We start from the raw sequence: 20,906 nt of genomic DNA on the forward strand, positions 1-20,906 counted from the left end.
GCGGGCGCAGAACCTCAGGACGGAGCTGAGCCAGGTGTCGGTCGAGCGCCGCAGGGCAGTGCGCGTGCTGCTGCTGGACCCGGTGGGCCGCGTCCTGCTGCTGCACGGCACCGACCCGGCCACCCCCGGGACGGACTGGTGGATCACCCCGGGCGGTGGCATCGAACCGGGGGAGAGCCCGGCTGAGGCGGCTGGGCGCGAGCTGGCCGAGGAGATCGGGCTGGCGGGCGTGGAGTGGGGACCGCTGATCGCGTACGGCACGGTGAGGTTCTCCTTCCGGGGCAGGGACTACGAGCAGGAGCAGCTGTTCCACCTGGCGCGCACCACGCGGACCGAGGTGTCGCTGACGGAGAGCGGCGCGGACGAGCACGCTCTGTTGCTGGCCGCCCGCTGGTGGACGATGGGTGAGTTGAGGACCACCGGGGAGACGATCTACCCCCGCCAACTGGCCGCACTGGTGGAGCAGGTTCTGACGGAAGGTCCGCCAGAACCGCCAGTAAGGCTCTGAGCACAGGCGCGGTGGTCCACAATGGGGTGGACGTGACGAGTGAGGGGACGCTTGGAATGAGTGCCGAAGACCTCGAGAAGTACGAGACCGAGATGGAGCTCAAGCTCTACCGGGAGTACCGGGATGTCGTCGGCCTGTTCAAGTACGTGATCGAGACCGAGCGGCGCTTCTACCTGACGAACGACTACGACCTGCAGGTGCACTCGGTGCAGGGCGAAGTGTTCTTCGAGGTGGCGATGGCGGATGCGTGGGTCTGGGACATGTACCGACCGGCCCGATTCGTTAGGAAGGTCCGCGTACTGACCTTCAAGGACGTGAATATCGAGGAGCTCGCCAAGAGCGACCTTGAGCTGCCCTCGGACGACTCCGCGTTCGGGAACTGACGACTCGTCGCCGGGCGGCCACTGGCGGCGGCGACCTGCGGCGATGCCCGGGTGACCGAGACTGGATGCCGCGCTGTCGGGCTGTCCAGCGCATTTCTTGATTTGTCGCTCGAACGAGTGAGCTAGTTTTTCCACAGGCCCGGGTTATCCACAGGCCCGGCGATTTCATTGGCACGCCTCCGTGCCGTGACGGCAACCTTCCGGCCGGAGGTGATTGCCGTGCAGAATCCCAACAAGATTTCCACCAACGGCCTCGGTCGCTACGGCGAGGAGGTCGCCGCCCGCCGGCTCGCGGAGGGCGGGCTGTGCATCCTGGAACGCAACTGGCGCTGCGCCGAGGGCGAGCTGGACATCGTCGCGCTGGATGGCGACACCCTCGCGGTGTGCGAGGTGAAGACCAGGTCCGAGCGGGGCTTCCAGCAGCCCACGGAGGCCATCGACCAGACCAAGGCCGACCGGCTGCGCCGCCTTGCCGAACGGTGGCTCGCCGAGCGCTGGCCGGTGCACTTCTCCAGGCTGGCGCTCGCCGCCGAGCGGGCCGGAGACGCCGAGCGGGCCGGGGACGCTGGTCGGGCCGGGGACGCTGGTCGTGACGAGGGCGTCGTCGAGCCGGCCGGGGGCACCGGGCGGGCCGGGGAGACCGATACGCCGCCAGGTCCGGCGAGCAGCGGGCTCGCGCCTCCACCACCCGGCGGAGTGCGCATCGACCTGGTCGCGGTGATCAACCCCCGCAAGGGCGCCGCCGCGGTCGAGCACCTGCGCGGGGCGGTCTGAGATGGCCTTCGCCCGCACCTGCTCGGTCGCCCTGGTCGGGGTGGACGGAGTCGTGGTCGAGGTCCAGGCCGACCTCGAACCCGGCCTCGCCGCCTTCAGCCTGGTCGGCCTCGCCGACAAGGCCCTGCTGGAAGCCCGCGACCGGGTACGCGCCGCCGTGTCCAACAGCGGCGAGAAGTGGCCGCTGCGCAAACTCACCGTGGGCCTCACCCCGGCGTCCGTGCCCAAGAGCGGCAGCGGGTACGACCTGGCGGTGGCCTGTGCCGTCCTGGCCGCCGCCGAACGACTCGATCCCGCGTCGATCGACGGCCTGCTGATCATCGGCGAGCTCGGACTCGACGGCCGGGTGCGCCCGGTGCGCGGAGTCCTGCCCGCGGTGCTCGCCGCCGCCGACGCCGGCTACCGGCAGATCGTGGTCGCCGAGCAGACCGCCGCCGAAGCCGAGTTGGTGCCGGGCGTCTCCGTCATCGGAGTGCGCAGCCTGCGCCAACTCATCGCGATCCTCACCAACGCCCCCGTCCCCGACGAACCACCCGATCTCGTCACCGGCCGCCCCGACTCCTCGTTCGCCGGACTGCTGCTGCCCGGTCTCGGCGTCCGCGACGTCACCTCGGAGCAGGCCGTCCGGCCCGACCTCGCCGACGTCGCCGGGCAGTACGAAGCCCGCCGAGCACTGGAGATCGCCGCGGCGGGCGGCCACCACCTGTACCTCAAGGGCCCGCCGGGCGCCGGCAAAACCATGCTCGCCGAACGGCTCCCCGCTCTGCTCCCGCCGCTCACGCCCGCCGAAGCCCTCGAAGTGACCGCGATCCACTCCGTGGCCGGGCTGCTCCCACCCGACCGACCCTTGATCGACACCCCGCCCTACTGCGCTCCGCACCACTCGACGACCATGCCCGCCATCGTCGGTGGCGGGACGGGACTGCCCAGGCCGGGCGCCGTCTCGCTGGCCCACCGCGGAGTGCTGTTCCTCGACGAGGCGCCGGAGTTCTCGGTCCGGGTCCTCGACGCACTGCGCCAACCCCTGGAATCGGGAGAGGTGATGATCGCCAGAGCCGCGGGTGCCATGCGGCTCCCGGCCCGCTTCCTGCTGTGCCTGGCCGCCAACCCCTGCCCCTGCGGCCGCTATTCGCTGAGAGGAGAAGGATGCGAATGCACGCCCGTCATGGTCAACCGCTATCAGGCGCGCCTGTCCGGGCCGCTGCTGGACCGGGTGGACCTCCAGGTCCAGGTCACCGGAGTCTCGAAGGCCGAGCTGCTCCAGCAAGGCGGAAGGGCCGAGAGCACGGCCACGGTCGGCGAACGGGTGCGGGAGGCCCGAGCACGAGCCGCCGCTCGCCTCGTCGACACCCCGTGGCGGACCAACGCCGAAGTACCCGGGCACGAACTGCGCACGCGATGGCAACTCGCACCCGGTTCGCTCACCGACGCGGAACGTGACCTCGACCGGGGCCTGCTCACCGCCCGCGGCCTCGACAGAGTGCTGCGCGTCGCATGGACGGTCGCCGACCTCGCCCACCGCGACCGCCCCAACCGGTGCGACATCCAGACCGCGCTGACGCTACGCACCGGCATCCAACGCACGGCCCGTCCGACCGATCGCCGCGTCGACCCGTACGCCGAATCCGACGCCGACCTCGGAGGTGAATTCTGATCGCCCCTCATCTGCTGGATCGCCAGGATCACTGCGGCGCTCGACCGTCCGCCTGCCCGCCGACCGCCCCATCACCACGGAGCCCGTGTGACCGCCTGCCCCGCACCCCGTGACCACGCCGACCTCGCCTGCGCCCCGGCCGACCCACCGTCCAGCGAGGGACCGGCCCGACACCTCACCGCCTGCCCGCCCGACGGCCGCGCGCCAGCAGAAGCCGGCGACCGCCTCCGGCAACTGGTGCGTGGGGCGGGCCCGCCCGCCCTGCAGCGACCGCAACTTCCACGGTGGGCCCCCGACGATCCGACAGCGGGGGATCCGGTCGGCGCGGGCCCGCCCGGAGACACTCCGCCGGTCGCCAGGGCCTCGGCCGACGACACCCCAACCGGCCCGGCTCCAGGTGATCGACGTGCCGTCAGACCCACCAAATGGGCTGCGGCCACCACCGTGCCCGATCCGCCCGACCCGGAGCGGGTGGCCCGGGCCGCGCTCACCAGGCTCATCGAGCCCGGAGACGCAGCGATCGGCCGATCCGTCCAACGCCTCGGTGCGGTCCGGCTGTTGCAGGGCATCCAGGAGGGCGCACCGCCGGACCGACTGGGCCTCGGCGCCGACCGGATCGCCGCCTACCAGGAGCGGCTGCGGAAGTTCAACCCGGCTGTCGACCTGGAGCGGATCGCCAAGCTCGGTGGGAGGTTCATCATTCCGGGCGACATCGAGTGGCCCTCCCAACTCGACGACCTCGGTGACAGCCGCCCGGTCGGGCTGTGGGTCCGTGGCCGGCTGTCGCCCCGGCTGCCCTCGCTGCGGCTGCTCGCCCTGCGCTCGGTCGCCGTGGTCGGATCGCGGGCCTGTACCGGCTACGGCCGGCACGTCGCGGGCCAGCTCGGCTCCGAACTCGCCGAGCGCGGGTGGGTGGTGGTCTCCGGCGCGGCCTACGGGGTCGACACCGCCGCGCACCTCGGCGCCTTGGCGGTCAACGGGATGACGATCGCCGTCCTCGCCAGCGGCGTCGACATCTGCTACCCGCGCGGGAACGAGGCGCTGATCCAACGGATCGCGAACGACGGCCTGCTGGTCAGCGAGTTGGCGCTCGGGATGAACCCGACCAGGTTCAGATTCGTGCTCCGCAACCGGGTGATAGCGGCCCTCACCCGCGGCACCGTGGTGGTCGAAGCCGCACCGCGCAGCGGCGCGCTCAGCACCGCACGGCGCGCCCGAGACCTCAACCGGCACACGATGGGCGTTCCGGGCCCGGTCACCTCGGAGCTCTCGGCCGGCGTGCACGCACTGATCCGGACCGGTGCGGCGAGCATGGTCACCAACGGGGCCGAGGTGGGAGAGCTGGTCGGCTCCATCGGCGCGGACCTGGCACCGGAGCGCGTCGGCCCGATCCTGCCGAGGGACGCACTGGAGCCGCCGGTGGCCCGCGTGCTCGAAGCCGTACCCGCCAGCGCGGACGGCGCGCCGGTCCTGCGAATCGCCCGGTACGCGGCGCTCTCCGAGGAAGCCACCGTTCATCACCTGCACGAGCTCGGTTCGCTCGGGTTCGTCGAGCGACACGGAGCGCACTGGAGGCTGGTCCGACGCAAGCGATCACATCCGAGCACGGGCGGACACGGTGAGTGAGCCGAACGGGTCAACTCGGTCAACACGACGGACAGGAGGGTGAGTTGAGAGGAGAGTGACAGTCGGTGAGCATCGTCGGGCAGCAGTGCGATGCGGGCTCGGCAGGCCACGGTCCGACCACGGCCGACAGTCCGTGCTGGTCGGCGGGTCGACCGAGGGTGGAAGACCTGGGCTCCGGTCGGTCGCCCTGCCGCGACGCGCCGATGGAGGCCGTTGCTGCCACCGGATCGGGCGACGCCCGAGTGGCGGTAGCGCTGTGCAGTGACTCGGTCACGCTACGCTCGCTTATGGCGTCCCTATCAGCACATGACTCGGCAGAACGGCGCAGACCAACGCATGCCCACTCACATTCCCGGACACAGGGTGACCGGTGACGGTCGGTCCCCGGACGGGACGGGGGCCGAGACCCGCAATGCCGCGGAACTACGGGCCAGGTCCTCGGGAGTCGTGGGAATGACGAGGTCGGGCACCCCCCCGACCGCGAGCCCACAGCCCCAGACCCGTCCCGCATCCTCCTCGCCCGTCCCGCGCCCTCCGGTCCCGCAGGGCTCACCGGCCCGGCAGTCCCCGGAACCGCCACCGGCCGACCGGGCCGGCGGCCAGGTGCTGCCCTGCCCACAGGTGGCACCGCCGAGTGCCAGCGGCAAAGCCCGACCGCGCGAGGCCGAGGCCGGCGCCGGGCCGTGGCTCGGCCAGGCCGCGGCCGGTGCCCGGGCCGAAGCCGACAGGCAAGCCCCCGTCGCCGGCCAGGCTCCGTTCGGAGGTCAGGTGCCGTTCAGCGGTCAGGCCCCGGTCGGCGGGCAGGCCGACGGTCGGAACGGCGGCGGTCAGAGCAGCGCCCGGCAGCGGCCTGGCCCGGCCGCCACGGGTGCGTCGCCCGCGGGCGCCCGACCCACGCGCGGTGGGCGGGCGAAGCCGAAGGACCTGCCCGCCCGGAGTGCGCAGGTCCGCAGGCAGGCGAGCGGCCCGCCACCCGCGCGGATCCCTGAGCCTGCCGAGCAGGCATGGGGCCCCGGCCCGGCCGCGTCGCCGACCGGACCCGCAACGGCGCCCCCCGGACCCGGACCGGTGGCATCCGGACCCGGACCGGTGCCGCCCGCATCGCCGACGGTTCCGCGACCCGCACCGACCACCACCTCGGCGACCGGCACCCCGCCAGCTGACACTCCGTCGGTCAGCGCTCCGCCCATTACCCCTCCGCCGGTTACCGCTCCGCGAGTTGCTGCCCAGCCGAGCGCGATGCCGTCGGACACGGTGCCCTCGGACACGGTGCCGTCCGACGCCGGCGCTCAGCCAGGTGCGCGCGCCGGGGTCGTGGTGCCTGCGCCGGCGTCCGCGCCCTCGTCGGGCGACGAAGGGCAGAGCGGTGCGGGCCAGGCGGGCGGTACGGCCGAGGAGGAGCCGGCGGCGGGTCAGGCGAAGGGCGGCGACCGTGGCAAGGGTGCCGATCAGTCGGCACTGCAGGCGCTCTGGCGGTCGTACAAGGAGACCGGCGACCACGGGCTCCGCGACCAGCTGATCCTGCACTACTCCCCGCTGGTGAAGTACGTCGCGGGCCGGGTCGGGGTCGGGCTGCCGGCCAACGTGGAGCAGGCGGACTTCGTGTCCTCCGGGGTGTTCGGGCTGATCGACGCGATCGAGAAGTTCGACATCGACCGGGCGATCAAGTTCGAGACCTACGCGATCAGCCGGATCCGTGGCGCGATCATCGACGAGCTGCGGGCGCTGGACTGGATCCCCCGGTCGGTGCGGCAGAAGGCCAAGGCCGTCGAGCGCGCCTACGCCACCCTGGAGGCCAAGCTCCGGCGGACGCCGTACGACCCCGAAGTGGCCTCGGAGATGGGCATCTCGCTGGACGACCTGCACACCATCTTCAGCCAGCTCTCGCTCGCCAACGTGGTGGCACTCGACGAGCTGCTGCACTCGGCGGGCGAGGGCGGCGACCGGTTGACCCTGATGGAGACCCTGCCGGACAGCGGCGCGGACAACCCGGTCGAGATCGCCGAGGACCGTGAACTCCGGCGACTGCTGGCCTCTGCGGTCAACACGCTGCCGGAACGCGAGAAGACCGTGGTGACGCTCTACTACTACGAGGGCCTGACGCTCGCCGAGATCGGCCAGGTCCTCGGGGTGACGGAGAGCCGGGTCAGCCAGATCCACACCAAGTCGGTGCTGCAACTGCGGGCGAAGATGTCCGACGTCCGCTGAGCAGCACACGCCGGCAGCCGACCTGGCCGCGAGCCTTCAGGCCGGCGGCCGGCCGACCGGGCCCGAAGGCTCGCGGCCCGGCTCGCAGTTCCGGCCGCTCGGGGGTCGGAACGCGCCGGACGCGGGGCCGGTGGGAGCGGCGCAGCTCCCACCGGCCGTCGGCGTCCGTAGAGTTGGGCTGTGCCGAAAATCCGGGCGGCCACGGTGGCCGAGCATCGACAGTTGCAGCAGGCAGCACTGCTGGACGCCGCGCGCGTCCTGCTGGCCGAGGGCGGTCGGGACGCGCTGAACTTCAGCGCGCTGGCCGCGCGTGCCGGACTGGCCAGGTCCTCGGTGTACGAATACTTCCGCTCCAAGTCCGAACTGGTGGAAGCGCTCTGCGCGGTGGACCTCCCGCTCTGGGCCGCCGAGATCGAAGCCGCCATGACGGCCCGCGACAGCCCGGCGGACCGGATCGAGGCGTACGTCCGCGGGCAGCTTGCGCTGGCCACCGACCCGGTGCACCGCGCCGTGGTGGCGGTCGCCGAGTTCGAACTCGACGACGCCGCGCGGGGGCGGATCAGGGCCGCCCACGCCGGGCTGACCGCCATGGTGGTGCACTCCCTGGAGGAGCTCGGCCACCGCCGGCCGGGCGTCGCGGCCGTACTGCTCCAGGGAGTGGTGGAGGCGGCGGTCCGTCAGCTCGGAAGGGTCCGCGGAGGCGAGGGCGCGAGCGGCGACGCGGCGGTCCGGGAGATCGCCGACTCGGCGGTTCGGTTCGCCCTGGACGGCCTGCGGACGCCCGGCCGGACGGGCCGCGGCGGAGCGGACGGCCCGGCCTGACCGGTCGGGAGCCGACGCGTCGTCAGGCCGGATCCAGCGGCAGCAGCCGGGCGCGGCCGCTGCCCAACAGGGCGAGCGGGTCGAGGTAGCGGTCGCCGCGGAGCAACCCCCAGTGCAGGCAGTCCACCGGGCAGTGGCCCCGGTCGCCGGTCAGCACGCCGATGGTGTCGCCCGCCGCCACACCCGTGCCGACCGGCACCGACCCGGCCACCGGCAGGTAGGTGGTCCGCAGCGGGGGAGTGCCGGAACCGGAGTGGGTCACCACGACGACCGGCCGCCCCGCCACCTGCCCGGCGAAGGTCACCACCCCTGGCGCGGCCGCCCGCACCGCCGTTCCGGGCGCGGCCGCCAGGTCCACGCCCCGGTGCCCGGCCGCCCAGCGCACCGGCGGCGGGTCGAACCGCCGCAGCAACCCCGAACGATCCCCCACCGGCCACACCCGCCCGGGCCCGGGCCCCACCACTGCACTACGCATCACCGCACCGGCGACCCCCGCACCGGACACCCCCGCACCGGCGACCCCCGCACCGGACACCCCCGAGCCACGCACTCCCGCACCGGCGACCCCCGCACCGGTGACCGCCGCACCACGCACCCCCGCGCCGGCCACCACCGCAGGCACCACCGCACCGGCCACCCCCACCGGCGCCGCGGCGGACCCGCCACCGAGCAGAACCGCCGCCAACACCGTCGCCAGCGCCACCCGCATCCCACCGAGCCCCACACCCCGAAACCGCATCCGCCCCCCAACCGCGCGCCGGCCGGCCCCGTCGGCCGCCCCGCGCACCACCCTGCGCCCCGCGGCACCCGTCCCGCGCCCCGATTCCGGGAGCTGTGGACAACCCCGGGCTGTGGACAACCGCCGTCCCCCGCAGGGGTGAACAGCGAACGGCGGGCCGCCCGCGGCGGCGCTGAACAGGGCGGGGTGAACGCACGGAGTCGCCCGCCGCTCGGGGCTTCCCGTACACTTCACACGCGACCCGGTCTGCCGGGTCGACTTCGCACGCCCCGCCACCGACGGCCCGTCCTCCTCCGGGAGCGGTCGTACGGTGCGAGTGCCGCTCGGTCCGCCGAGCCTGCCGAGGCCGCAAGCCTCGCGCAGGCCGAGCGGCTTGGCACGTCGGGGCGTCAGGCGTGACGGTCGCCCGACCGGCACGAACAAAACCGAGTACCCCGGCACCCTGCAGGCCGCGACCGCCCCACGGCGGTCCGCAACCGCCTCGCGGCGCGCCGGGCAACACACGAGGAGTACGGCACATGGCCGTCGTCACGATGCGGGAGCTGCTGGAGAGCGGCGTCCACTTCGGTCACCAGACCCGTCGTTGGAACCCGAAGATGAAGCGCTTCATCTTCACGGAGCGCAACGGCATCTACATCATCGACCTCCTGCAGTCGCTGAACTACATCGACCGCGCCTTCGAGTTCGTCAAGGAGACCGTTGCCCACGGCGGCAGCGTCCTCTTCGTCGGCACCAAGAAGCAGGCCCAGGAGGCCATCGCCGAGCAGGCGACCCGCGTGGGCATGCCGTACGTCAACCAGCGCTGGCTGGGTGGCATGCTGACCAACTTCTCGACCGTCTACAAGCGTCTGCAGCGCCTCAAGGAGCTCGGCGAGATCGACTTCACGGATGTGGCCGGCTCCGGCCTCACCAAGAAGGAGCTCCTGGTCCTCCAGCGCGAGTACGACAAGCTGGAGAAGACCCTCGGCGGTATCCGCGACATGCAGCGCGTGCCCAGCGCCGTCTGGATCGTGGACACCAAGAAGGAGCACATCGCGGTCGGCGAGGCCCGGAAGCTCAACATCCCGGTCGTCGCCATCCTCGACACCAACTGCGACCCCGACGAGGTCGACTACAAGATCCCGGGCAACGACGACGCGATCCGCTCCGTCACCCTGCTGACCCGCGTGATCGCCGACGCCGTCGCCGAGGGCCTGAAGTCCCGCGCCGGTGTCGCCAAGGGCGACGCCAAGGCCGAGCCGGGCGCCGACCAGCCGCTGGCCGCCTGGGAGAAGGAGATCCTCGAGGGCGAGAAGGCCGCCGAGGCCCCCGCCGCCGAGGCTGCTGCCGAGGCCCCCGCCGAGGCCGCTGCTGAGGCTCCGGCCGAGGCTGCTGCTGAGGCTCCGGCCGCCGAGGCCGAGCAGGCCTGACGTACCACCAGGGTGAGGGGCACCGGCCGGGCTGAGCCGGTGGGTGCCCCTCTCTCCCGTGCCGGGGGCCCGCACCACGGGCCCCGGCACTTTCCCACGCAGACACGCGAGACGTGAGAAGAGATCACACCATGGCGAACTTCACCGCCGCGGACGTCAAGAAGCTCCGTGAGCTCACCGGCGCCGGCATGATGGACTGCAAGAAGGCCCTGGACGAGGCCGAGGGCGACGTCCAGAAGGCCGTCGAGCTCCTGCGCATCAAGGGCCAGAAGGGCGTTGCCAAGCGCGAGGGCCGTGACGCCTCCAACGGCGCCGTCGCCGCGCTGATCGCCGAGGACAAGAAGTCCGGCGTGCTGGTCGAGCTGAACTGCGAGACCGACTTCGTCGCCAAGGGTGGCAAGTTCGTCGAGGTCGCCGACGCGATCGCCGCGCACGTCGCCGCCACCTCCCCGGCCGACCTGGACGCCGCCCTGGCCTCCGAGATCAACCCGGGCCAGACCGTCCAGCAGTTCGTGGACGAGGCCAACGCGACCCTGGGCGAGAAGATCGTCTTCCGTCGCTTCGCGCAGTTCGACAACGACGGCTTCGTCGGCGTCTACATGCACAAGTCGGACCCGGACCTGCCGCCGACCATCGGCGTCCTCGTCGAGCTCGACAAGGAGAACGCCGAGACCGCCAAGGACGTCGCGCAGCACATCGCCGCCTTCGCGCCGAAGTACCTCTCCCGCGAGGACATCCCGGCCGAGGACCTCGAGAACGAGCGCCGCGTCGCCGAGGCCACCGCTCGCGAGGAGGGCAAGCCCGAGGCCGCCCTGCCGAAGATCGTCGAGGGTCGCGTCACCGGCTTCGTCAAGGAGAACGCCGTCCTGGAGCAGGCGTTCGCCAAGGACAACAAGAAGTCCGTCGCCAAGGTCCTCGACGAGGCCGGCGTCACCCTCAAGCGCTTCGTCCGCTTCCGCGTCGGCGCCTGAGACCCGTTCCCCGCAGTCCTTCCGACCCGGTCCGGCCCCGTGCCGGACATAAGGTAGGAGGGGGCCCGTCCGCGAGGACGGCGGAACGCGCCGACCGAGCCCTCCAGCACCCCACGGGGGCGGCGTCGGCACCATGAACGACGAGGAGGCCATTGCCGTGCAGGAGACCGTACCGGTTCCCGCGGCGATGGCCTCCTCTCGTGTACACGGCTCCGGGTGCCCGCACCCGGGGCCGTGACCAGCACTTGCAGATCTGCTGACCAGCAGGCGGAGAAGGAGAAGTCCATGCAGGAGACGCAGGAGACCGCGCCGGGCGGTGCACGCCGCCGGGTACTGCTCAAGCTGTCCGGCGAAGCGTTCGCCGGTGGCGGCGGCCTCGGCGTCGACCCGGACGTGGTGCACGCCATCGCCCGCGAGATCGCCACGGTGGTCCGGGCCGGCACCGAGGTCGCCATCGTGATCGGCGGCGGCAACTTCTTCCGCGGCGCCGAGCTCCAGCAGCGCGGCATGGACCGGGCCCGCTCCGACTACATGGGCATGCTGGGCACCGTGATGAACTGCCTGGCGCTCCAGGACTTCCTGATCAAGGAGGGCATGGAGACCCGGGTGCAGACCGCCATCACCATGGGCCAGGTCGCCGAGCCGTACCTGCCGCTGCGCGCCATCCGGCACCTGGAGAAGGGCCGCGTGGTGATCTTCGGCGCCGGAATGGGCATGCCGTACTTCTCCACCGACACCACCGCCGTGCAGCGCGCCCTGGAGATCCACGCCGACGTCCTGCTGATGGGCAAGAACGGCGTCGACGGGGTCTACGACTCCGACCCGCGGACCAACCCCGCCGCGGTCCGGTTCGACGCGCTGGACTACACCGAGGTGATCTCCCGCGACCTGAAGGTCGCCGACCTGACCGCGATCACCCTGTGCAAGGACAACGGCCTGCCGATCCTGGTCTTCGAGCTGCTCGCCGAGGGCAATATCGCCCGTGCGGTCAAGGGTGAGAAGATCGGCACACTCATCAGCGAGGATTCCGCCCGGGCCTAGGCCGTCGGGGGCTCTGAGCAGCAACAGCCGTCCGGGGCACCGGTACGGGACAACAGCAGATGAACCGGACAGGGAGCACACAGTGATTGATGAGACCCTCCTCGAGGCCGAGGAGAAGATGGAGAAGGCCGTCGCCGTCGCCAAGGACGACCTGGCCGCCATCCGCACCGGGCGTGCGCACCCGGCGATGTTCGCCAAGATCGTCGCGGAGTACTACGGCGCCCTGACGCCGATCAACCAGCTCGCCTCGTTCTCCGTGCCGGAGCCGCGGATGGCCATGGTGACCCCGTTCGACAAGACCGCGCTGAAGGCCATCGAGACCGCGATCCGCGACTCCGACCTGGGCGTCAACCCGTCGAACGACGGCTCGGTCATCCGGGTGGTGCTCCCGCAGCTCACCGAGGAGCGCCGCCGCGAGTACATCAAGCAGGCCCGCGGCAAGGGCGAGGACGCCAAGGTCTCGGTCCGCTCGATCCGCCGCAAGGCGAAGGACGCGATCGACAAGCTGGTCAAGGACAAGGAGATCGGCGAGGACGACGGCCGTCGCGGCGAGAAGGAGCTCGACGACCTGACCGCCAAGTTCGTGACGCAGATCGACGAGCTGCTCAAGCACAAGGAAGCCGAGCTGCTGGAGGTCTGATCCGGACCTCGCGCGTACGCCCCGGACCGGCGGTTCCACCACCGCCCGGCCCGGGGCGCGGCTCACCCCGGCCCGGGCACCGTCCGGCCGGAACCCGACGGCCCGACCCGGCCGGAACCCGACGGCCCTACCCGGCCGACACCAAACGGGTCACACGCGGCGGCCTCCGGCATAGCGAGGGGGCGGCGCGGCACAGACTCAGTTCATGCCCCCCGTGCAGGAGACCCCCGTGGCCGACACCGACCAGCAGCCCCGCAAGCCGCGCGGCGGCCGCAACCTGCCCGCCGCGATAGGCGTGGGCGTCGGACTCGGGGCGGTGATCGCGGCCTCGCTGTTCGTGGTCAAGGCCGTGTTCCTGGTGGTCGTCGCGGCCGCCGTCGCGGTCGGCATCTGGGAGCTCACCAGCCGGCTCGCCGAGCGCAAGGGCGTCCACGTCCCGCAGGTCCCGCTGCTGATCGGCGGTGTGGGCATGGTCGTCACCGGCTACTTCGAGGGCGGCCAGTGGGCCGCCGCGATCCTCGCGCTGACCGGCCTGGCGATGATGGTCGCCCGGATGGCCACCCCGCCGGAGAACTACCTGCGCGACATAACGGCCGGCGTCTTCACCGCCTTCTACGTGCCGTTCCTCGCCACCTTCGTCGCGCTGATCCTGGCCGCCGACGACGGGGCCTGGCGGATCCTGCTGTTCCTCGTGGTCACCATCTGCTCGGACACCGGCGCGTACGCCGTCGGCTACAAGTTCGGCCGCAACAAGCTGGCGCCGACCATCAGCCCGGGCAAGACCCGCGAGGGCCTGGCCGGCGGCATCGGCCTGTCGATGATCGCCGGCGCCCTGATGATGCAGTTCCTGATCGACGGCGGCACCTGGTGGCAGGGCCTGATCCTGGGCGGCTGCGCGGCGGTCACCGCCACCCTCGGCGACCTCGCCGAATCCATGATCAAGCGCGACCTCGGCATCAAGGACATGGGCACCCTGCTCCCCGGCCACGGCGGCATCATGGACCGCCTGGACTCGCTGCTCCCCACCGCCCCGGTGGTCTGGTTGCTCCTCGCCGCCTTCGTCGGCAGCTGAGCGGCAACGCCGAGCCCGAGCCGACGGCCCCCGCGACGCCACCGCGTCCGGGGGCCGTTCGGCATCTGCGACACTGGATGAACCATGCCTAAGCCCGGAGAACTGACCTTTGTCGCGCCGCGCGGCGCAAAGCCCCCGCGACACCTCGCCGACCTCAGCCCTGCCGAGCGCAAGGAGGCCGTCGCCGAGCTGGGCGAACAGCCGTTCCGCGCCAAGCAGTTGGCCAACCACTACTTCGGGCGGCTGTCGAACGACCCGGAGAGCTGGACGGACATCCCGGCGGCCAGCCGGGGGAAGCTCACCGAGGCGCTGCTCCCCGAGCTGATGTCGGTGGTGCGGCACGTGTCGTGCGACGACGACGAGACCCGCAAGACGCTGTGGAAGCTCTTCGACGGGACGCTGGTCGAGTCGGTGCTGATGCGGTACCCGGACCGGGTGACCATGTGCATCTCCTCGCAGGCCGGCTGCGGCATGAACTGCCCGTTCTGCGCCACCGGCCAGGCGGGCCTGACCCGGAACCTGTCGACGGCGGAGATCGTCGAGCAGATCGCCGCGGGCATGCGCGACCTGAAGTCCGGTGCGGTGGCGGGCGGTGAGGCGCGGCTGTCCAACGTGGTGTTCATGGGCATGGGCGAGCCGCTCGCCAACTACAACCGGGTGCTGTCGGCGATCCGCCGGCTCACCGACCCGTCGCCGGACGGCTTCGGCCTGTCGCAGCGCGGGATCACCGTCTCCACGGTCGGCCTGGTCCCGGCGATGCACCGCTTCGCCGACGAGGGCCTGAGCTGCCGGCTGGCGCTGTCGCTGCACGCCCCGGACGACGAGCTGCGGGACGAGCTGGTGCCGGTCAACACCCGGTGGAAGGTCGACGAGGTGCTGGACGCCGCGTGGAACTACGCGGAGAAGTCCGGGCGGCGGGTGTCGATCGAGTACGCGCTGATCAAGGACATCAACGACCAGGCGTGGCGCGCCGACCTGCTCGGCCGGCTGATCAAGAACCGCCGGGTGCACGTGAACCTGATCCCGCTGAACCCGACGCCGGGTTCGAAGTGGACGGCCTCCCGCCCGGAGGACGAGCGCGAGTTCGTCCGCCGGCTGCAGGCCCACGGGGTGCCCACCACCGTCCGCGACACCCGCGGGCAGGAGATCGACGGCGCCTGCGGCCAGCTGGCCGCCGCGGGCTGAGCGGTACGCCGACCGCGGCGCGGCGCGAAACGGCGAGGAGGCCCCGGGGACGTCCCCGGGGCCTCCTGGCTGCGTGGGCGTGGAACCGCTCAGAGCAGCGGGCAGAGCAGCACCGTCAGCCCGCCGGTGACCAGCAGGACGGTGCCGGCGGCGAGCGTGCGCAGGGCGACGACGCCGGTGAGCAGGCCGGGCGGGGTGCCGAGCCGGGTGAGGGTCGCCAGGGCCGGGCGGCGGTCGGCGCGCAGTTCGAGCAGCCGGGCGGTGAGGGCGGCGATCGCGCAGGCCAGTACCAGGACGGTCTCGACCAGGGTGAGCGCGGGGATCTCCGCGCCGGTGCGGGCCCAGTTCCGCCAGGCGACCAGGATCAGGACGACGATCGCGGTGAGCACGGCCAGCGGCGCGCCGAGCCGACGGGCCTGCGCGGTGAGGCCGCGGCCGGCCAGCAGGCGCAGCGGTGCGGGCTGCCGCAGGGCGAGCAGCCGGCCGGCGAGGGCGAGCAGCGGGCCGGTCCACAGGGCCAGCGCGAGGGTGGCGAGGGTCCAGCCGGCCAGCAGGGCGGGGCTGGTGGCGGGGAGGCCGCCGGGCAGGTCGAGGGTGCGTTCGGCGTCGGTGGCGTTCGGGCGCAGTCCGTACAGCTCCAGCCCGAGGCCGGCCAGCAGCAGCGGCGCGGGCAGGGCGAGCCGGCGGGCGGTCCAGACCGGGCGGACCGGTTCGGCGGGCCGGCCGGGGAGGCCCTCGGGGAACCGGAGCGCGGCGGCCGCGGAGACGCCGGCGACCGCGGGGAGGACGGCGAGCAGGGTGACGGGCGCGGCGGCGGGCAGCGGGACGCCCATGCCGATGTCGGGGGCGAGCGAGGGCCCGGCGATGTCGTTGCGCAGCACCAGGAAGAGCAGCAGGGTGAACGCCGAGCCGAGGGCGCAGGCGAGGGCGATCTCGCCGGCCACCAGCAGCCGGATCCGGACGGGTCCGGCGCCGGCCGCGGTGAGGCCGGTGATCCGCTCGGGGTGCTGGGCGGGGACGGCGCGGGCGGTGACCGCGGCGAACCAGGCGACGGCGGCGAGCGGCGGCAGGCACCAGAGCAGGCGTTCCAGGCTGCCGCCGGTGCCGGTGAGGGCCCGGCCGAGGGCGCGCAGCAGCAGGGCGGCGACCACGGCGGCGGCGCTGGCGGTGAGCACCGCGCGGGCCAGGTCGAGGGCGCGGTAGCCGCGGGCGAGTCTCAGGTAGTACACGGCGGCCCTCTCAGCGCCCGGCGGTGACGGGGGCGGGTTCGGCCGCGATCCGGCCGTCGACCAGGTGGACGGTGCGGTCGGCGTAGCGGGCGAGTTCCGGGTCGTGGGTGGCCAGCACCAAGGTGAGGTGGTGCGAGCGGGCGGCGCTGGCCAGTATCCGCAGGACCTGTTCGCGGGCGTCGCGGTGCAGCGGGGCGGTGGGGTCGTCGGCGAAGACGACGGGCGGCTCGGGGGCGAGCGCGCGGGCCACGGCGATCCGCTGGCGGCGGTCCTGCTGGAGCTCGGCTGGCCGCAGCCTGGCGCAGTCGGCGACGTCGAGGCGGTCGAGCCATTCGCCGGCGGCGCGGTAGGCGGCGCGGTGGCCGGCGCCGGCCAGCAGCAGGGGGAGGGCGACGTTCTCACGGGCCGTCAGTTCCGGTACCAGGTGCGGCTCGGGGCCGACGTAGCCGAAGCGCTCGCGGCGGAGCTTCTCGCGTCCGGCGCGGCCCAGGGTGTGCACGGGCGCGCTGTGGAACCAGACCTCGCCCTCGTCGACCGGGAGCTGGGCGGACAGGCAGCCGAGCAGGGTGGACTTGCCGGAGCCGCGGGGGCCGGTGACGGCGAGCATCTCGCCCTCGCGGACGCCCAGCGAGACGCCGCGCAGGGCGGGGGTGCCGTGGTGGGACTTGACGATCCCTCGGGCCCACAGCACGTCGTTGTCGGGCGGGGCCGCTGACATGTGATCCATCCAGGTGCCGACGGGGATATGACAGTCGTCAGATTAGAACGATCGGGCGTGGGTGCGGGCGCGCCGCACTGCGCCGATCAGGGATGAATCGTCGCGAATGCGGCGTGTTGGACCACAGATTCACCCGCGGGGTACGCCGAAGGGCGGTCCCGACGTGAGGAGTCGGGGCCGCCCTTCGGTGGAGGGTGGGGAAGGAGGATCAGATCTTCTGCCACGCGTCGGAGAGGCTGGTCCGCAGGATCTGCTCGATCTCGTCGAAGGTCGACTGGTCGGAGATCAGCGGCGGGGCCAGCTGCACGACCGGGTCGCCACGGTCGTCGGCGCGGCAGTACAGGCCGTTGTCGAACAGGGCCTTGGACAGGAAGCCGTACAGGACGCGCTCGACCTCGTCGTCGTTGAACGACTCCTTGGTGACCTTGTCCTTCACGAGCTCGATGCCGTAGAAGTACCCGTTGCCGCGGACGTCGCCGACGATCGGCAGGTCGCGCAGCTTGTTCAGGGTGGCCAGGAACTTCGACTCGTTGTCGAGGACGTGCTGGTTCAGGCCCTCGCGCTCGAAGATGTCGAGGTTGGCCAGCGCCACCGCGGAGGACACCGGGTGGCCGCCGAAGGTGTAGCCGTGCAGGAAGGTGTTGTCGCCCTTGTAGAACGGCTCGGCGATGCGGTCCGAGATGATCGTGGCGCCGATCGGGGAGTAGCCCGAGGTCATGCCCTTGGCGCAGGTGATCATGTCCGGCACGTAGCCGAACTTGTCGGCGCCGAACATGGTGCCGAGGCGGCCGAAGGCGCAGATGACCTCGTCGGAGACCAGCAGCACGTCGTGGCGGTCGCAGATCTCGCGCAGGCGCTGGAAGTACCCGGGCGGCGGCGGGAAGCAGCCGCCGGCGTTCTGCACCGGCTCGACGAAGACGGCGGCGACGGTCTCGGGGCCCTCGAAGAGGATGGCCTGCTCGATCTCGTCGGCGGCCCAGCGGCCGTAGGCCTCCGGGTCGACGGTGCCGTCGGGGCCGGCCAGGAAGGCCGGGGCGCGGTAGATGTTGGTGTTCGGGGCCTTGTGGGTGCCCGGCACCAGCGGCTCGAACGGGGCCTTCAGGCCCGGCAGGCCGGTGATGGACAGCGCGCCCTGCGGGGTGCCGTGGTAGGCGACCGCACGCGAGATGACCTTGTACTTGGTCGGCTTGCCGGTCAGCTTGAAGTACTGCTTGGCCAGCTTCCACGCGGTCTCGACGGCCTCGCCGCCACCGGTGGAGAAGAACACCTTGTTGAGGTCGCCCGGGGCGTAGTTCGCCAGGCGCTCCGCCAGCTCGACGGCCTTCGGGTGGGCGTAGCTCCACACCGGGAAGAAGGCGAGCTCCTTGGCCTGCTTGGCGGCGGCCTCGGCGAGCTCCTCGCGGCCGTGGCCCGCCTGCACCACGAACAGGCCGGCCAGGCCGTCGAGGTACTTGCGGCCCTTGTCGTCCCAGACGTAGGTGCCCTCGCCCTTGACGATCGTCGGCACGGGGGAGTTCTCGTACGACGACATGCGGGTGAAGTGCATCCACAGGTGGTCGTAGGCGGTCTTGGAAAGGTCCTTCGAAGCCGGCTCGGCTGTCATCTGGTGCCCCAGGTGTAGGTCTGTTTCCGGAGTTTCAGGTAAACGAAGCTCTCGGTGCTCCGCACGCCGGGAAGCGAGCGGATGCGCTTGTTGATCAGTTCGAGAAGGTGCTCGTCGTCCTCGCACACCAGCTCGGCGAGGAGGTCGAACGAACCCGCGGTGCACACCACGTAGTCGACCTCGTCGAAGGCGGCCAGCGCGTCGGCGACCGGCTCGATGTCGCCCTCGACCCGGATGCCCACCATCGCCTGGCGGGTGAACCCGACGGTGAGGGGATCGGTGACGGCGACGATCTGCATCACGCCTTGGTCGAGCAGCTTCTGGACGCGTTGCCGGACGGCCGCCTCGGACAGGCCGACGGCCTTGCCGATGGCGGCGTACGGACGGCGTCCGTCCTCCTGGAGCTGCTCGATGATCGCCTTGGAGGCGGCGTCGAGGGGAACGCTGGCGTTCCGGTCGCGGTTGGCCACGCCGCCACTGTGCCCGACGGGCGTCGGAATCGCAAGCTGTCGACCTGCTGATTTCGTCGCCGATCCGAAGATCGGGCGCGGAATACGTCGCGTTCGGGATGGGCCTCTGTCGATAACGGCAGTGGCATGGGTACCCTGGCTACGTACACGCGCGAGCCTGCACACCGCCGATCGTGGCTTGTCGCTGACATGCCGTGGCCACCCGGAGCCCGGAGTAACCTGGCGCCCGGGGCTGCAACGACGCAGGCCCAGACCGAGGAGAGACCCGTGAGCGAGCTTCGTACGCTGCGCAACTACATCAACGGCGAGTTCGTCGACGCGGCGGACGGCCGCACCCTCGACGTCGTCGACCCCACCACGGGCGAGGTCTACGCGACCTCCCCGCTCTCGGGCGCGGCCGACGTCGACGCCGCGATGGCCGCAGCGGCCGCCGCCTTCCCGATCTGGCGGGACTCCACCCCGTCCACCCGGCAGAAGCTGCTGCTCAAGGTCGCCGACGCGGTCGAGGCCCGGGCCGACGAGATCGTGGACGCCGAGGTCCGCAACACCGGCAAGCCGCGCGGGCTGACCCTCTCCGAGGAGATCGGCCCGATGGTCGACCAGCTGCGCTTCTTCGCCGGCGCCGCCCGCCTGCTGGAGGGCAAGGCCGCGGGCGAGTACATGGACGGGATGACCTCGATCGTCCGCCGCGAGCCGGTCGGCGTCTGCGCGCAGGTCGCGCCGTGGAACTACCCGATGATGATGGCGGTGTGGAAGTTCGCCCCGGCGATCGCCGCGGGCAACGCCGTGGTGCTCAAGCCCTCCGACACCACCCCCGCCTCCACCGTGCTGCTGGCCGAGATCATCGGCGGCGTGCTGAAGGACCTCGACCTGCCGGCCGGCGTCTTCAACGTGATCTGCGGCGACCGCGAGACCGGCCGCCTGATGGTCGAGCACCGCACCCCGGCGATGGCCTCCATCACCGGCTCGGTCCGGGCCGGCATGCAGGTCGCCGAGTCCGCCGCGAAGGACGTCAAGCGGGTCCACCTGGAGCTCGGCGGCAAGGCCCCGGTGGTGGTCTTCGAGGACGCCGACATCGCCGAGGCCGTCGAGGGCATCTCGGTCGCGGGCTACTTCAACGCCGGCCAGGACTGCACCGCCGCCACTCGCGTGCTGGTACACGAGTCGATCCACGACGCCTTCGTCGAGGAGCTCGCCAAGGCCGCCTCCGCGATCAAGACCGGCGGCGTGGACGACGAGGACGTGCTCTACGGTCCGCTGAACAACGCCAACCAGCTGAAGCAGGTCTCCGGCTTCATCGAGCGCCTGCCCGCGCATGCCAAGGTCGAGGCCGGCGGCCACCGGGTCGGCGAGGTCGGCTACTTCTACGCGCCGACCGTGGTCTCCGGCCTGCAGCAGGACGACGAGATCATCCAGAACGAGGTCTTCGGCCCGGTCATCACCGTGCAGAAGTTCAGCGACGAGGACCAGGCCGTCTCGCACGCCAACGGCGTGGAGTACGCCCTCGCCTCCTCGGTGTGGACCAAGGACCACGCCCGCGCCATGCGGATGTCCCGCCGGCTGGACTTCGGCTGCGTGTGGATCAACACCCACATCCCGCTGGTCGCCGAGATGCCGCACGGCGGCTTCAAGAAGTCCGGCTACGGCAAGGACCTGTCCTCGTACGGCTTCGAGGACTACACCCGGATCAAGCACGTCATGACCGCGATCTGACGCTTCGAACAGGGCCACGAGCGGGCGCGGGAGTTCCTCCGGGAGCCCCGCGCCCCGCGCGTTCCGGGGCCCGCCTTGCCAAGCTGTCAGGCCGCCCCGCGCGGCGCGTGACACGATGAAGCTGCCCTGAGCAGGGGCGTC

At 72.1% G+C, this 20,906-nt stretch carries 19 protein-coding genes; 14 read left to right on the top strand and 5 right to left on the bottom strand.

Annotated features, from left to right (window positions below; genetic code table 11):
• Positions 1–34 precede the first annotated feature (34 nt).
• The 7 genes from BX266_RS23640 to BX266_RS23670 all read left to right on the top strand — a co-directional run bounded on the left by BX266_RS23640 (position 35) and on the right by BX266_RS23670 (position 7,975).
• Entirely contained in the window at positions 35–508 is a 474-nt protein-coding gene (locus BX266_RS23640) for an NUDIX hydrolase (RefSeq protein WP_259464817.1), read from the top strand.
• Positions 509–564: 56 nt separating this feature from the next.
• The gene (locus tag BX266_RS23645) at positions 565–891 is read left to right on the top strand and encodes a DUF2469 domain-containing protein (protein ID WP_043916176.1); all 327 of its coding nucleotides are present in this window, start codon (positions 565–567) and stop codon (positions 889–891) included.
• 210 nt (positions 892–1,101) lie between these two features.
• Positions 1,102–1,665 carry a YraN family protein gene (locus tag BX266_RS23650; protein WP_099902895.1) on the top strand — a complete coding sequence of 188 codons (564 nt, stop codon included), beginning with the start codon at positions 1,102–1,104 and terminating at the stop codon, positions 1,663–1,665.
• Position 1,666: 1 nt separating this feature from the next.
• Positions 1,667–3,319 (top strand): YifB family Mg chelatase-like AAA ATPase, encoded by a 1,653-nt coding sequence (locus BX266_RS23655; protein ID WP_099902897.1) that lies wholly within the window; start codon positions 1,667–1,669, stop codon positions 3,317–3,319.
• A 444-nt stretch (positions 3,320–3,763) separates the two neighbouring features.
• Positions 3,764–4,945 carry a DNA-processing protein DprA gene (gene dprA / locus BX266_RS23660; protein ID WP_099902899.1) on the top strand — a complete coding sequence of 394 codons (1,182 nt, stop codon included), beginning with the start codon at positions 3,764–3,766 and terminating at the stop codon, positions 4,943–4,945.
• Positions 4,946–6,262: 1,317 nt separating this feature from the next.
• Positions 6,263–7,153, top strand: coding sequence for an RNA polymerase sigma factor WhiG (whiG, locus tag BX266_RS23665; protein ID WP_259465142.1), 891 nt, complete (start codon positions 6,263–6,265; stop codon positions 7,151–7,153).
• Between the two features lie 204 nt (positions 7,154–7,357).
• A complete protein-coding gene (locus tag BX266_RS23670) occupies positions 7,358–7,975 on the top strand; it encodes a TetR/AcrR family transcriptional regulator (protein ID WP_259464818.1) in 618 nt (205 codons plus the stop codon).
• Positions 7,976–7,997: 22 nt separating this feature from the next.
• Here BX266_RS23670 and BX266_RS39320 read toward each other — a convergent pair whose 3' ends face one another.
• On the bottom strand, positions 7,998–8,405 hold the full coding sequence (locus BX266_RS39320; RefSeq protein ID WP_259464819.1) for a M23 family metallopeptidase: 408 nt from the start codon (positions 8,403–8,405) through the stop codon (positions 7,998–8,000).
• An 827-nt stretch (positions 8,406–9,232) separates the two neighbouring features.
• Between BX266_RS39320 and rpsB the strand changes: the two genes are divergently transcribed.
• From rpsB to rlmN, 6 genes are all read left to right on the top strand, one after another.
• The gene (rpsB, locus tag BX266_RS23680; RefSeq protein ID WP_099902903.1) at positions 9,233–10,123 is read left to right on the top strand and encodes a 30S ribosomal protein S2; all 891 of its coding nucleotides are present in this window, start codon (positions 9,233–9,235) and stop codon (positions 10,121–10,123) included.
• Positions 10,124–10,254: 131 nt separating this feature from the next.
• The gene (tsf, locus tag BX266_RS23685; RefSeq protein ID WP_099902905.1) at positions 10,255–11,094 is read left to right on the top strand and encodes a translation elongation factor Ts; all 840 of its coding nucleotides are present in this window, start codon (positions 10,255–10,257) and stop codon (positions 11,092–11,094) included.
• 285 nt (positions 11,095–11,379) lie between these two features.
• A complete protein-coding gene (gene pyrH / locus BX266_RS23690) occupies positions 11,380–12,135 on the top strand; it encodes a UMP kinase (RefSeq protein ID WP_033215167.1) in 756 nt (251 codons plus the stop codon).
• 82 nt (positions 12,136–12,217) lie between these two features.
• Complete coding sequence (gene frr, locus BX266_RS23695; RefSeq protein ID WP_099902907.1) at positions 12,218–12,775, top strand: ribosome recycling factor; 558 nt, start codon at positions 12,218–12,220, stop codon at positions 12,773–12,775.
• 205 nt (positions 12,776–12,980) lie between these two features.
• Complete coding sequence (locus BX266_RS23700) at positions 12,981–13,847, top strand: phosphatidate cytidylyltransferase (protein WP_099902909.1); 867 nt, start codon at positions 12,981–12,983, stop codon at positions 13,845–13,847.
• Positions 13,848–13,931: 84 nt separating this feature from the next.
• Entirely contained in the window at positions 13,932–15,032 is a 1,101-nt protein-coding gene (gene rlmN / locus BX266_RS23705) for a 23S rRNA (adenine(2503)-C(2))-methyltransferase RlmN (RefSeq protein ID WP_099902911.1), read from the top strand.
• An 89-nt stretch (positions 15,033–15,121) separates the two neighbouring features.
• Here rlmN and BX266_RS23710 read toward each other — a convergent pair whose 3' ends face one another.
• The 4 genes from BX266_RS23710 to BX266_RS23725 form a co-directional block, all read right to left on the bottom strand.
• The gene (locus BX266_RS23710) at positions 15,122–16,261 is read right to left on the bottom strand and encodes a hypothetical protein (protein ID WP_099902913.1); all 1,140 of its coding nucleotides are present in this window, start codon (positions 16,259–16,261) and stop codon (positions 15,122–15,124) included.
• Between the two features lie 10 nt (positions 16,262–16,271).
• A complete protein-coding gene (locus BX266_RS23715; protein WP_099902915.1) occupies positions 16,272–16,979 on the bottom strand; it encodes an ABC transporter ATP-binding protein in 708 nt (235 codons plus the stop codon).
• 208 nt (positions 16,980–17,187) lie between these two features.
• Positions 17,188–18,582, bottom strand: a complete 1,395-nt coding sequence (locus BX266_RS23720) for an aspartate aminotransferase family protein (RefSeq protein ID WP_099902917.1) — start codon at positions 18,580–18,582, stop codon at positions 17,188–17,190.
• Entirely contained in the window at positions 18,579–19,052 is a 474-nt protein-coding gene (locus BX266_RS23725; protein ID WP_014138339.1) for an Lrp/AsnC family transcriptional regulator, read from the bottom strand. Before BX266_RS23725 ends, BX266_RS23720 begins: the two co-directional genes overlap by 4 nt.
• 267 nt (positions 19,053–19,319) lie before the next feature.
• On the opposite strand from BX266_RS23725, the gene BX266_RS23730 reads away from it, so the two are divergent.
• Positions 19,320–20,765 carry a gamma-aminobutyraldehyde dehydrogenase gene (locus tag BX266_RS23730; protein WP_099902919.1) on the top strand — a complete coding sequence of 482 codons (1,446 nt, stop codon included), beginning with the start codon at positions 19,320–19,322 and terminating at the stop codon, positions 20,763–20,765.
• The last annotated feature ends 141 nt before the right edge of the window (positions 20,766–20,906 follow it).

This window comes from Streptomyces sp. TLI_171, from assembly GCF_003610255.1.
Classification (GTDB): Bacteria; Actinomycetota; Actinomycetes; order Streptomycetales; family Streptomycetaceae; genus Kitasatospora.